This is a genomic window from Cupriavidus ulmosensis, assembly GCF_977008105.1.
In genome coordinates, this window is sequence record NZ_CDRMWP010000001.1 from 2001333 (window position 1) to 2014668 (window position 13336).

Annotated in this window: 8 protein-coding genes; 1 reads left to right on the plus strand and 7 read right to left on the minus strand. The window is 65.0% G+C overall.

The window, feature by feature from the left end; genetic code table 11:
* Window positions 1-8: 8 nt before the first annotated feature.
* Window positions 9-7880: an LPD38 domain-containing protein gene (locus ACWTPI_RS09195; protein WP_454731513.1), complete on the plus strand. Its 7872-nt coding sequence runs from the start codon at window positions 9-11 to the stop codon at window positions 7878-7880.
* 56 nt (window positions 7881-7936) lie between these two features.
* Here ACWTPI_RS09195 and ACWTPI_RS09200 read toward each other — a convergent pair whose 3' ends face one another.
* The 7 genes from ACWTPI_RS09200 to ACWTPI_RS09230 form a co-directional block, all read right to left on the minus strand.
* Window positions 7937-8629, minus strand: a complete 693-nt coding sequence (locus tag ACWTPI_RS09200) for an SOS response-associated peptidase (RefSeq protein ID WP_454731514.1) — start codon at window positions 8627-8629, stop codon at window positions 7937-7939.
* 13 nt (window positions 8630-8642) lie between these two features.
* The gene (locus ACWTPI_RS09205) at window positions 8643-9017 is read right to left on the minus strand and encodes a hypothetical protein (RefSeq protein ID WP_454731515.1); all 375 of its coding nucleotides are present in this window, start codon (window positions 9015-9017) and stop codon (window positions 8643-8645) included.
* A 255-nt stretch (window positions 9018-9272) separates the two neighbouring features.
* Window positions 9273-9677, minus strand: a complete 405-nt coding sequence (locus ACWTPI_RS09210) for a type II toxin-antitoxin system HicB family antitoxin (RefSeq protein ID WP_454731516.1) — start codon at window positions 9675-9677, stop codon at window positions 9273-9275.
* Between the two features lie 68 nt (window positions 9678-9745).
* Complete coding sequence (locus ACWTPI_RS09215; protein ID WP_454731517.1) at window positions 9746-9925, minus strand: type II toxin-antitoxin system HicA family toxin; 180 nt, start codon at window positions 9923-9925, stop codon at window positions 9746-9748.
* Between the two features lie 167 nt (window positions 9926-10092).
* Window positions 10093-11277 (minus strand): hypothetical protein, encoded by a 1185-nt coding sequence (locus tag ACWTPI_RS09220; protein WP_454731518.1) that lies wholly within the window; start codon window positions 11275-11277, stop codon window positions 10093-10095.
* Window positions 11278-11437: 160 nt separating this feature from the next.
* Entirely contained in the window at window positions 11438-12601 is a 1164-nt protein-coding gene (dinB, locus tag ACWTPI_RS09225) for a DNA polymerase IV (protein ID WP_020207163.1), read from the minus strand.
* A 123-nt stretch (window positions 12602-12724) separates the two neighbouring features.
* Window positions 12725-13216 (minus strand): hypothetical protein, encoded by a 492-nt coding sequence (locus ACWTPI_RS09230; RefSeq protein ID WP_454731519.1) that lies wholly within the window; start codon window positions 13214-13216, stop codon window positions 12725-12727.
* Window positions 13217-13336 lie beyond the last annotated feature (120 nt).

Below are 13336 nucleotides of genomic sequence, written 5' to 3' on the forward strand. Positions count from 1 at the left end.
TAAAGCTCATGGCGCTCCAGGATTTCGGTAGTCTCTCCCTCACGAACTCACCGACTGGAGCGCAAGGCAAAGCGGGGGCTCCGCGCGCGGGCGGCAAGACGACGCCGCTGGATAGCACCACCATCGACCGCATCATCGCGGAGGAAGGTGCCGACAATATCAAACCGACGGCTCTGGGCATCTACGGCCAGGAGTCGACGGGCGGCACGAACGCCGTGCGCAGTATCGATGGCGCCGAGGGCGGCATGCAGGTCACGCCCGACACCTTCAAGCGTATCGCTAAGCCCGGCGAGCGCATCGACAACCCCGAAGACAACTTCCGCGTCGGCGTCCGCTACCTCAAGCGCATGTCCGATCAGTTCGGTGTCGATCCGGCGCGCCTGGCTGTGGGCTACTTCTCCGGCGAGGGGAACGTCAACCCGAGCGGCGATACCCCCTACAAAGTTGACAAGAAGGACGGCAGCGGCAAGACCGTCTCGTCCTACGTCCGCGATCTGGTGGCGCGCGTGGGTGGCGCGGTGGCTTCGGAGGCGAAGGCGGCCGAGCCGGCGCCTGACATCAGCAAGGCGCCCAAGTACCGTGACTTCATCGCCAAGCCGCAGTGGGCCGGGCTCGACGACTCCCAGAAGACGCAGGCGCGCGATGCCTACTTTGACCGCTATGTGGCGCCGCATCTGGCGCCTGCTGAGCGAGACAGCCAGCGTGAGGCCTTCCTGCAGCGCGCCACCCAGATCGAGGGCGCCGGCGCGCCAGCGGCAGCCAAGCCGGGGTTGCTCGATCGCGCTGTCGGCGCGATCAACAGCGGTTTGAATGCGGTGCTACCGAGCGGCGGGGCAGCGGGTGGTGATCCTGCAGGGACTGGCGCAGCGGAGATCTTGGCTGTGGCCGGCCCGGAGGCGAGCAAGATCGGCGTGGCTGGTGCGAGCCCTGTGCCTGCCTCGCCCGGGGCATCGCTGGCACCTGTCACCCCCGCCTTCCGTGCAGAGGTGGGCCGCGCATTCGATGCTGCTACCCCGGAGCAGCGCCAGCAAATGGTGCAGGCCGAAGGCGTGGTCGGCCAGCTCGCGCGCGAACGCGCCGGGCAGTTCGCGGCGGCGCCGACCGGAGAGACGGCCGGTAAATTCGATACGCGCGCTGAGGCGCGGGCCGCGCGCTTGACCGCTGCCGGCGCCGACCCCAAGGTCGCGGAGAACTTCGCGCGCTATGGCGCCGCCGCCGGGCAGGTGCCGGGCACGGAACTGGGGACTGCCGGCCCGAGCAACTTCGACTTCGAGACGCAGGGGCGCTTCAATAAGGACCCCGTATTCTCCAACCCGGTGATTCGCGCCGCCGTGAAAGGGTACGAAGGCTACCGCCAAGGATCGCTCGGGCTGGCGCAGGCCCTATTCGACGCCACCGGCAATCAGGAATTCGCTGACATCGCGCGTCAGGGCGTGACCGATGCGCAGCGGACGACTGCCGCCATTGGCGAGCGGGGAGACGGGCTCCAGCGCAATTTCGAGGGCGCCGTGTCCTCGATCGCGCGGCAGTTGCCGGCTCTGCTGGCCGGTATGGCCACGGGTACCGAAGCCCTGCCGCTCGCCGCGATGTTCACCCAGACGTTCGGTCAGGAGTACGGAAGCGGCCGCGCGCAGGGGCTGGATGGCGGGCAGGCGGCGACGCGCGCCGGCATTTATGGTGCCTTCGAAGTCATTGGCGAGAAATTCGGACTCGGCCAGACGATGCAGGCGCTGAAGCTGGCCACCAGAGGCGCACCGACGCAGGACATTGCCACCGTGCTCGCCCGCGGCATGTTGCGCGAGATCCCGGGCGAGCAGTTGACCACGCTCGGCCAGTTCCTGACCGACAAGGTGCCGGGTATCGGCATGAACCTGGAGGCCGGGCTGGCGCAGTACCTGCAGCAGGCCGGCGACACGCTGGCCCAGACCGTGATGCAGGGCGGCTTGATGATGGGGGGTACGACCGGTGTGTCGGCCGGGGTGCGCCATCTCCAGGGGGCGCCGACGCAGACGAGCCAGGAACTTGAGGAGGAGCGCGCGCGCGAGCAGGCGATGGGCAAGGCTGCCACCTTCTTCCAACCGCCGGCGCGACAGAAACACGCCAGCACCGCCGCGGCCGAGCAGGTAGTGCGCGAGATGGCGGCGGAAACTGGCATGGACACGGCCGACCTTCTGCCGGCGGAAGCGTCGGCACCCGCTGCTCCGGCCCAGCCCGCTCAGGCTGACGTTGGAGCCGTGCCGGCGGCGGCTGAATCTGGCGCCACCGATTCCGCGCCGCCGCAGGCCACTGAGGCAGCAATGCCGACAGCGCCAGCCGCGACGCCACAGGCAGCAGAATCCCCCGACATCGCCGCGATGTCTGACGCCATTCTCGCGGCCGAGGCCGCCCGTGGAGAGCCGAATGGAAGCGCGAGTGCTGTGCCGGCCGAGCCTGTCGATCCACGAGGCGTTGCGCCGGATGCAGGAGTGGGAGTTGATCTTGCCGCGGGACGTGCCGGACCTGTACAAGGCAGTGACGGCGGACGAGCCAGTGCCGCTCCGGCTGGAGTCGCTGGTGCTGACGTTGTTCCTGGTGCAGACGGAGCCACTGACGGACAGTCGGCACTGAGCGACCGCTATGCGCAAGCCGTGGATGTCGTTCGTAAATCGCGGAGCCCGAGCGTAGCCGTCATTCAGCGCAACCTGCGGACGGATTACAGCACCGCCGCTGGCATGCTGGTGCAGATGGAGCGCGATGGCATCGTCACTGCGCCAAATGAGCGCGGGGTGCGATCGGTGATCGAGCAGCATGCTCCGGCTGCCGTTCTGGACGCTTCCGCACACGAGGCCGCTACGTCGCCGCAGAACGACCTGCCAGAGCCGACGGATGCCCAGAAGCAGGCCGGCAACTACAAGATGGGGCACACCACGCTCCACGGACTCGACATCACCATCGAGAACCCGCGCGGCTCGACCCGCAGCGGCACCGACGCCGGCGGGAAGGCATGGTCGGTGGAGATGGCGAACCACTATGGGTACTTGAAGCGCACGGAGGGTGCCGATGGCGACCATGTGGACGTGTTCATCGGACCCAAGCCCGAGAGCGGCAGGGTGTTCGTCGTCGACCAGATCGATCCGCGCACCGGCAATTTCGATGAGCATAAGGTGCTGCTCGGATTTTCGTCGCTGACAGCGGCGCGCGCTGGGTATCTCGCCAACTACGAGCAGGGCTGGAAGGGCGCCGGCGCCATCACGCCCATGAGCATGGATCAATTCAAATCCTGGCTCAAGGAAGGCGACACCACCAAGCCCCTGAATCCCAAGGTGGGTAGGCCGAAGACGGAGAAACAGGCCAGTGCGGCGCATGCGCAAGCAAGGAAAGTAGAGGCGTCCGCAACATCGTCGGTCGAGCGGCAGAAGCCCAAGACCGAGAGGCAACTGAAGGCTGAGCGAGCATATGCCGCCCTCCTTCGGGAAAGCGAGAGGGCGCGTGCCGCAGGGGATACGGAGAAGCTCGGTCTTCTGGCCGAGGATCTCGCAAAGGGGCTTGAGGAGCGGAACGGCGCACGCGCTGAAGCCATGAGCGAGGAATTCAGGCGAAAGGTGGAGAAGCAGGGGAATTCCGCTAAGGACAAGCCCAAGACCGAGAAGCAGGCGCGCATCGCACGTGCGGAGGCAGGCCCGGTAGCGAGGGGAGGCAAGCCGGAAGACTCGCCGATTCTCAAGCGAACCGACCGCCCTGGACGGATGGCTGCGGACAATCTGCGCGCCAATTTCGCTCCCATCATCAAGCAATGGACGAACGGACCCAAGGGCGGCGTCGAGATCGTCCAGTCGGTCGATGGTCTTCCTGCGCACCTGGCTGCGAACCTTCGCGCCGCCGGCGAGGATGGTCGTGCCCAGGGCTTCTACCTGCCCAAGTCCGACAAGGTCTACCTGATCGCCGACAACCTGCCCAGCCTCGAGCGCGCGCAGGAGGTCGTTTTCCACGAGGTCTATGGCCACAAGGGTATGCGGGCCATCCTGCCAGGCGAGCAGTATGCCGAGATGATGGGGCGCATCCGTCGCGCGAATCCGAAGATTGCCGCGGCCGCCCGCGCATGGTTTGACGACTACGGCGACAGCACCATCGAGATGAACATGGCTGCCGGCCAGTCCGCCGCGGAGGCGCGCAACAACGCGGAACTCCTTTCGGTCGAGGAGGCGCTGGCGGATATGGCGGCAACCGTGCCGGTGGCGGGCCCAGTGCGCAAGCTGCTCGCGGCTCTGCAGGCCGGTCTGCGAAAGATCGGCCTGCATGCCGTCGCCGACTGGCTGGAGGGCAGGAGCGAGGCAGAGACGTTCGCGCTGCTGCGCGACGCGCGCGCGGCAGTATTCGGCGTGACCGGCAAGGGGAAGACGCATGTTCTCGCCGACCGCGGAGCGATGGCGCTCTCGCGGAAAGATTCGGCGGCGGCAGATGACTATCGCTTCGCCACCGAGGTGATGACGGAACTTGCGGCACATGACGAACTGTTCAAGTGGCCACCGAGTGGTGCCCATACCTTGGATGGGGTCTTGGCAGATATTGACCCTACGATCAAGGTCGTGGGCGATGCAACGCGCGAGGACGAGCGCGATGAATCTGGTGCGGAGCGCCGCACGCTCGTGCGCACCAGCAACGACCAGGATGCCTACGTCTTCGAGCGCGGCCGCGATGTGTGGCTTGATGTGAGCCGGCTGGACCCCGGTAGCGGTGGCGATGCCATCTACCAGGCTGTCGCCAACTACGCTCTGAACACGCGCAAGCGGTTCATCGGCGACCCCGCGGGCCTGAGCCCGGCCGCCATCGTGCGCCGGACCTATCACATGCTCGGCTCGGCGCTGCGCTTCGGTGCCACCGAACATTTCCAGCCGGCGCCAGAGCAGATCAAAGGCTTGCCGGACCAGGGCATTCCTCCGCTAGAATGGAGGGGCAGCGACGCGGACAAGTTGGCCGCACTCGCAAAGAACTTTGCCGAGACCCTCCACCACCTCAACCCCGAACTGCGCAATGTCCGATACGATTTTGACCGAGCTAAATTCTTTGACGGCAACGTCGAAGTGGCTCGCGGCGATCTCCCGGCGCTTGCCCCCCGAGGAAGTGGTACGGCGCGCGCGGGGAGCCGAACGGTTGCGGCAAGCGTTGTGCTCGCAAGCTTGGCACGCGCAACGAGCAGCCAAAAATCCGGACTACTGGCACGAGCTTTACGACAGTCGGGTCAACTGGTAGCCGGGGATCTCGGCCCTCTCTTCAGCCGCTCGGCCGGCGCGCGCTGGCAGGCGCCTGACCCGACTCGGATGGATCGCCTGATCTACGAACTGCAGGACAGGCAGATCGACCTGAGGCGCGTGCAGACCGCCATCCGCGAGCAGGTCGGGAGCATCCCGGAATCGTTCGATGCCTACCAGAAGGAAGAGTCCTACCACGGGCGCGTCGCGGCACGCACCGCCCAATTTCTCCAGCGCGAACTGCGTCCCCTCATCGAGGACTTGCGCGTGCGCAAGATCAGCATGGAGGAACTGGAGGCTTTCCTGTGGGCTCGCCACGCCCGTGAGCGCAATGCCCAGATCGCCAGCATCAACCCCGACTTCCCGGATGGCGGCTCCGGCCTGACCGACCGGCAGGCGGCCAGCTACTTCGCTGGTGCCGACGTGAAGGACTCCGCCGGCGAGGTCATCGTCAAGGGCATGGACAAGGCCAAACTAGCCGATCTCAAGGCGCTGGCTGCGCGCGTCGACGCCATGAATGCCGGCACGCAACAGGTGCTGATTCAATATGGGCTGGAGAACCCGGACACCATCAAGGCATGGTCCGGCACGTACAAGCACTACGTGCCGCTCAAGCGTGAGGACATGGACGGCATCACGCCAATCGGGCAGGGCTTTTCCGTCAAGGGATCGGCCAGCAAGCGGGCAATGGGCTCCGGCCGCAAGGTGGCCGACATCCTGGCGAACGTCGCACTGGCGCGAGAGGCGGCGATTACCCGCGGTGAGAAGAACCGCGTCACGCTGGCGCTCTACGGCCTGGCCCTGACCAACGTCAATCCGGGATTCTGGACCACGGACAAGCCGCCCACGGTGCAGAAGATTCATCCGACGACCGGCAAGGTCATCAAGATCCCTGACCCATCCTACCTGAGCCGGGATAACGTCATCGTGCTGCGCGTGCGGGGCGAAGATCGCTCGATTGCCTTCAATGAGAAGGACCCACGCGCGATGCGCATTGCGTCCTCGCTCAAGAACCTGGACGTCCAGCCCTTTGGCGAAATCATGGGCGCAGTTGCCCGGACCACGCGCTACCTGGCAGCCATCAACACCCAATATAACCCGGTCTTCGGTTTGCTCAATGCGGTGCGCGATGTCCAGGGAGCTGCGCTCAACCTGACCACGACGCCCATTTCCGACAAGCGATCCTTCGTATTGCTCAATGCGCCGTCTGCCATGCGGGCCATCTGGCAGGTGGAGCGGCACGACAACAGCGCAAGCCCGTGGGCCAAACTGTACGAGCAGCTTCAACTTGCCGGCGGTACCACGGGGTACCGGGAAATCTTCCGCACAGGCAAGGACAAGGCTGAGTCCCTGCAGAAGGAAATCGATTCCCTGGATCGCGGCGCACCGCGCAAGGCTCTCGACTACACGCTGAACTGGCTAGACCACTACAACACGGCAATCGAAAATGCGATCCGGCTTACTGCCTTCAAGGCGGCTCTCGACAAGGGCCTGAGCGAGGAGCGCGCGGGCAGCGTTGCGAAGAACCTGACGGTCAACTTCAATCGGCGCGGGCGCATGGGCCGGGAGCTTGGCTCGCTGTACGCCTTCTTCAACGCGGCAGTGCAGGGCACCGCCCGGATGATGGAAACGCTGGACCCGCACACACGCCACGGCAAGGCGATCATCGTCGGTGGCATATTGTTCGGCGTCATCCAGGCGCTGGTCGCCGCGGCCGCGATGGATGAGGACGACTGGGACGCCATCCCGGAATTCACGAAGCAGCGCAATTTCATCATCCCGATGGGCAAGTCCTACGCGATGATCCCGATGCCGCTGGGCTTCAACGTGCTACCGAACATCGGCCGCATCCTGACGGAGGCTGTCAGGACAGGTGGCGAGAAGTGGCGCAAGCAGTTGCCCGACCTGCTGGGCGTGCTGCTGGACAACGCCAACCCACTGGGCTCCGGCACCTTCGCGCAGATCCTGGCGCCGACTGTTGCCGACCCCATTGTCGCCCTGGCCGAGAACAAGGACTTCACCGGGAAGGCGATTTTCAAGGAAGACCAGAATGCCATGCGCCCGAAGCCCGGCTTCCAGCGCGCCAAGGACACGGCCAGCACGGTATCGAAGGGCATCGCCTTCGGCGCGAACTGGGCCACGGGTGGAACCGCCTATACCCCCGGGCTGGTGTCTCCTACCCCAGATCAGCTTGACTACATCTTCGGCACCGTCACCGGCGGACTCGGACGAGAGGTGAACAAGGTCTACCAGACGACTGAACTGATGGTGAAGGGAAAGGATGTGCCCGAATACAAGAAGCCGATCATCGGCCGCTTTTATGGCGACTTCGAGGGCGACGCCGATACCGCTGGCCGGTACTGGAATGTGGTGCGCGAGGTCAACGAGAAGCGCAACGAGTTTTCTGGCCGCATCAAGGATGGCGGCGACGCCGCCGGCTACCTGGCCAAGCATCCAGAGTTGCAGCTGTCGAAGGCTATCGACAAGTCCCAGCAGGCGATCAGCAAACTGCGCAAAACCAAGGATCAGATCGAGCAGGCGCCCGGCATGAAAGAGGCGGACCGGACGGCGGCTATGGAGGCAGTCGACAAGCAGACGACCGCGGTCATGGAGTCGATCATCGATCTGGAGAAGAGGATCAAGCCAAAGTGATGCGGATAGCCCTCATCCGGCGAGCGTGGATGCTGTTACAGAACCATTAGGTCGTCTTACCGCGCCTGAACTTTGGCGCGAGGCTGAAGTGGCGCCGTCTCGGCGGCCATTCCCTCGGCTGGGTAGAGCCGTAGGAAGGTGCGCGCCCGCTCTGGATCGCGGCAGAGCAGCCAGTCGTCCCACTCGGTGCGCGGCAGCACGACCACGCCACGCTTTTCTTTCCCTGGCCGATGGAACCGGCTCAACAGCGAATGGCTCTCCGCATTGACCGTCGGCATGGTGAACGTCAGCGCGCCGTCCGAGCGGGCACTCCACAGGCCGGCGATGGCGAACGGTTCGCCGGCGGCCAGGTAGATGCGCCAACGCACCGATGGGGCGCTTGCCGACTCGTAGTAGGGCTCATAGAAGCCTGCGGCCGGAATGAGGCAGAGCTGGCCGGCTGCCCACGGCCCTTTGAATGAGCCGCGGGAGCCAATGGTCTCAAGCCTCGCGTTCATCGTGTCATAGTCCTTCAACTTGGGCGGCGCGCCGGTCCTTCGCTCCGCCTCCTCATTGCGCCACTTGATTTCCGCGCGCGGCACCATGCCGAAGCCGGCCAGCACGCACTCGCGGTGGCCGTCGGCGTCGGCGCGCACGATGGGTGCCGGGTAGTCGCGGTAGGTCTCGGGCTTCCACTCCTGGGGCGGCGGCTCGACGCCGAATATCTGGAGCAGAACCTGGCGCTGCAACGGAGCGTAGTTCGTGCACATAGATTTTCCATCTCTACCAGCAAGCATTGAAGAAATCGTCAAGTTCCACCGGCATGCCGCCCGGCTCATCCTGCAGCAGGCATGGCTCGCCCTTCAATTCGCGTTCCATCGCGTCAATGATATGGGGCAACAGTCGTCTCGTGATCGGATCGTTCTGCACTACGCAGGAGTACAGCTGACTGCCGCGGCGGACGTGCGCTCGCAGGCGCGCCACCTCCCAAAGCAACGCATGCACTTCGGGGGAAGGGTTGCTCTTGAGCATAGCGCGCAACTCGGCTGCCGTCAGTGGCTTCCGGAAAGCCTTTGTCGGGCGCTTCGGTTCCTGCTCGTTCATCTTGCCATCGAGGACAGCCTGCGCCCAGACTCTGTTGTTGCCGCGAGAGTGCATGGCATCGTTCCTGTACTGTATATATATACAGTATAGCTGGTCGCGCCGGAGGTCGTCAGGTCATGATGGAGCAGGACTGATTTTCCAGCTTTTTGCCAGCTTTTTGGATTTCACCATTTGTTTATAAGGAATGATAGGGGTTCGAGTCCCCTCCCTCGCACCACCACCCATTCCGATGTAAACCACACGAAATCGCAAGACCCCCAATCTGGCGACCTGCTTCGGTTCGTCGGCCGTGCAGGGCGATCCGATGCGTCAGGCTTCGTGGGCCAGCGCCGCCAGTGCCGCCCGGGCGATGAAGCCGCTGCGGGTTTCATGGCGCTTCTCGACGTAGGTGTCGATCTTGTGCAGCACGAAGCGCGGCAGACTGATGTTGATGCGTTCCGGCTTGGCGTCCAGCTTGGTCACGTCAACATCGGCCAGCGCCCATACTGCGCCCGCGAACTCTTCTCTGGCCGCGAGTTCTTCGATGGACGAGCAAACGAAGTTCACCTCCTCGCCCGGCTCGACCATCGTCTCGATGTGGCTGCCGATGGCCTCTCTTGCGTTTCTGATGGCGTCCTCGATGGTGTCGCCGTAGGAGTAGCAGCCCGGCACGTCCGGAATGGTCACTCCATAGACGCTCCCATCGTCCTTATGGATTGCGATGGGAAATTCCATGTCGATACTCCTTTCTGTTGCGTTCCGACTGACCCGCGAGCCGTATTTCCGGGGGAAGAATCACCGGCCTACAGGCCGGCGGTCTTCAGGATGTTGCGCACCGTTCCGAGTGGCAGATCTTTTTTCGGGTGCGGCACCGTGACCAGGAGTGGCTTCGTGGGGTGTTTGAAGTGGTGATGGCTGTCTTTGGTGCGAACCATTTTCCACCCGTCTTGCTCGAGCATCCGGATAAGGTCAGATGAGTTCATCTGTTTGTCTTTTCGGCTGCTTGTGTGTAATTTTACACACGAAACATCGGCGGGCAAGGATAGTATTCGTATGCTCATGGGTATTACGCGGCGCACACGTTGAGGCGCAGGAGGCGTGCTCTCCTTCGAACCAAAGTCTTTCTCCCGCACCCCTCCCACAGCCCCGGCTACCCAATTGCCGGCGCCAGGGCGGCATCCTTCCCATTCGCCCGCCTGACGAAATCCAGCCCGAACAGCACCACCGCCACAATCACGCATCCACCGAGCAACGAAAGCACCGCCATCGCCGGCATCCCCGGGCCGGTGCGCCGGTCGGGCAGGGTTGGTCCGGAGGCGAAATGCGCGTTGACGAGGTGCCGGGTGCGAAGCTCTTCGGCAATCAGGCCGACGTCGTTGAAGACTTCGCGGATGTCGTCGTCTTTCAGGTCGGTGCCGTCGAACACGTCTTTTTGCAGCGCCAGGTAGCCGGCCAGCATCGCCTTGCCTGACCTGGGCGGGGTGGCCAGGGCTTCCGCGCGCGCGAAGAAGGTCTCGCGCAGTGCGTTCTGGGCGGCGTCCCGCTCGAGCGAGACGAGCTGCATGCGCAGGTCGGCGATGGCGGATTCCGCACCGACGAGTTGCGCCACGGGCGACAGGTATTTCGAGCTGGCGGCATCGGACGAGAGCAGTTGCCGGGACTCCAGCCGGTCGGCGCCGGGGTATCGGCCGGCGATGACCTTGAGGGACTTCAGCCGCTCCGTTTCCTGTCGGAGCTCGATTCGCTTGGCAATGATCTGGTTGTCGATCTGCTGCTTCCGGGACTTGAATTCGGCGGCCTTGGTGTGGACGATTTCAGTCAGTTCCTGGCGCAGCATCGTGTCCTTGAGGAAGTCGCCGAGGATTTCCACCCTGGCCGCCGCGTCGGCGGGCGAGGTGGCGGCAATGGAGATGTGGAAGCCGAGGATGTCGGGGTCGAGCGGGGTCTTGGTGTTGTTGAGGTAGCCGAGCTCCGCCTTGGAGTAGGGCAGCACGGGCGTGACGTGCTTGCGGAGAAAATTTTCCTGCAGGGAGTGGGTCAGGTAGCTGCCGTTGGCATCGGCTTCCAGTTTTTCGCTGAGGAGAAAGCGCTGCAAGGCGCTTTTGTCGGCGAACGCGGCACGCTGGGCGTTGTATTCCGCCAGCTTCCGGCTGGCCCGCAGAAAGCCGTCGCTCTTGTAGCTTGCGCTGGCCAGGTAGAGGACCGAGAACAGGAGGAACGCCACGGCCGGGGCGAAGATCGCCATCCGCCTCCAGTGCCGGCGCAGCCATTGCCACAGGGCGATGGCGGAGGGTGGCAGGGCAAGCGTGCTTTCCGGCGATCTGGCTTCCGACATGGTGTCTCTTTGAATCGATGGATGGAAATGCGCCGGTTGCGCGCCGGCTTACTAGAATCCATCAACACAGTGAGGCAATGGCTGGCGAATTTTCCTAAGCGGAATACTGAATCATCTCGATATTGCGTACTTGTTCGTAATTTGCGCGCCGGGCACCCGCTCAGCCGGCTTCATCGAACGGCAATTCGCCTTGCACAGGCAACGGCGCGAGGTCGTCTTCTCCGGCCACCGTCAACGCGCTGACCCTGACGCCCAGCAACCGTATCCTGCGGTCGAGCGTGACCCGTTTCACGCATTCGGTGGCGGCGCGCCGCAGTTGCACGGCGTCGGCGGTGGGCTCGGGCAGGCTCAGGTCGCGCGTGACGGTCTGGAAGTCGTCGTAGCGCAGCTTGACGCCAACGGTGCGGCCGACATAGCCCTTGCGGTGCAGGTCTTCGGCCAGACGCTGGCACAGGCCGGTGAAGATTTCGGAGAGGGCCTGGCGGTCCTGGCGCGGGTGGAGGTCGCGCTCGAAGGTGGTTTCGCGGCTCATGGACTTGGGTTCGGCGCTGACCACCACGCTGCGGTCGTCACGGCCCTGGGCGGTTTCCGCCAGCCACGCGGAGTAGCTGCGGCCGAAGTGGCTTTGCAGCAGGCCGAGGTCGGCATGGGCGAGGTCGCCGACGGTGGCGATGCCCAGGCCGGCGAGCTTCTCGGTGGCCTTGGGACCGATGCCGTTGACCTTGCGCACGGGCAGGGGCCAGATGCGCGCGGGGATGTCCGCGGCGGTGAGCAGGGTGAGCCCGTCGGGCTTGTCGAGTTCGGAGCCGATCTTGGCGAGCAGCTTGTTGGGGGCGATGCAGATGGAGCAGCTCAGTTGCGTGGCTTCGCGCACGGCCTGCTTGATGCGCGTGCCGAGTTCGGCCGGCTCGCCTTGCACGTCGCTGAGGTCGATGTAGATTTCATCGATGCCGCGGTCTTCGATCTGGTCGGTGAAGGCGTGGACGGCGGCCTTGAACAGGCGGGAGTAGTGCCGGTAGGAATCGAAGTCGGTGGGCAGCAGGATGGCGTCCGGCGCGAGCTGGGCGGCCTTCATCATGCCCATCGCGGAGAAGACGCCGAGCGCGCGCGCCTCGTAGGTCGAGGTGGTGACGACGCCGCGGCCGGCGTAGTCGCGCAGGCGGGCAAAGCGCCGGCTGCCGTCGGGCAGCGTCTCGGGCGTGGCGTTGCGCCCGCCGCCGATCACCACGGGCTTGCCGCGCAGTTCCGGGTACCGCAGGAGTTCGACGGAGGCGTAGAACGCGTCCATGTCCAGGTGGGCGATGCGGCGGGTTGCGGATGGCATTGGCGGCGGCTGGGATCGGGCGACGCCTGCGTCCTGCCGTGGCCGGGCGCAGCGTCTCCATGACTGTATGCATATACAGTATATCGAAGTCCGCGCCGGATACGGAATTGTCCGAGTGTGTGCCTAGCGCAGCAGGAAGGCGATGTCGTCGACGCTGATCTGCGCGGGCGGCACGCCGCGGCGCTGCTGGAACAGGATGTGCTGGAGCACCTGGCGGCGCTGGGCGGCGAAGACGGCGAGGTCGATCGGCGAGCCGGTGCGGGCGTAGTGCTCGATCAGCAGCTTGTAGGCGCGGTGACGCAGGCGCAGCGCTTCGCCGTCGGCGCGGAGCTTGCCGGCGTCCTCCGCCGCGGGCGGCTCGGCCGCGCGCAGGGCTTCGAGTGCGAGGGCGTGCAGGTCGCGGTAGCGGTCGAGTTCGGCCTGCGTGGTGCGCAGGCGCTCGCGCAGTTCGCGGACCTTGCGCTGCAGCCGCAGCGTCATGCCGACGCCGTGCTCGATCAGCGCGACGGTTTCCAGCGCATGGCTGGCCGCGGCGATGGTGTTCTTCCAGATTCCCCGGTCGGCCGCGTCGGCGTCCGTTGTCCAGCCGTTGCCGGCTCCGCTGAGTGTTTTCATATGACCCTTGTACCCGATGTCCGGCGGCCGGTCCTGTGGTGTCCGGTCCTGTCCGTGCGCACGGTGGCCGCGCTGGCGGCGGCCTGCCATGCCGATGGTGCCTCGTGCGTTCGGGTACGT

Bases quoted from the DNA above. Each gene is read 5' to 3' on its own strand.
- ACWTPI_RS09195 (WP_454731513.1), top strand. From the start codon at position 9: ATGGCGCTCCAGGATTTCGGTAGTCTCTCCCTCACGAACTCACCGACT.
- ACWTPI_RS09200 (WP_454731514.1), bottom strand. From the start codon at position 8,629: ATGTGCACGAACTACGCTCCGTTGCAGCGCCAGGTTCTGCTCCAGATA.
- ACWTPI_RS09205 (WP_454731515.1), bottom strand. From the start codon at position 9,017: ATGCACTCTCGCGGCAACAACAGAGTCTGGGCGCAGGCTGTCCTCGAT.
- ACWTPI_RS09210 (WP_454731516.1), bottom strand. From the start codon at position 9,677: ATGGAATTTCCCATCGCAATCCATAAGGACGATGGGAGCGTCTATGGA.
- ACWTPI_RS09215 (WP_454731517.1), bottom strand. From the start codon at position 9,925: ATGAACTCATCTGACCTTATCCGGATGCTCGAGCAAGACGGGTGGAAA.
- ACWTPI_RS09220 (WP_454731518.1), bottom strand. From the start codon at position 11,277: ATGTCGGAAGCCAGATCGCCGGAAAGCACGCTTGCCCTGCCACCCTCC.
- dinB (WP_020207163.1), bottom strand. From the start codon at position 12,601: ATGCCATCCGCAACCCGCCGCATCGCCCACCTGGACATGGACGCGTTC.
- ACWTPI_RS09230 (WP_454731519.1), bottom strand. From the start codon at position 13,216: ATGAAAACACTCAGCGGAGCCGGCAACGGCTGGACAACGGACGCCGAC.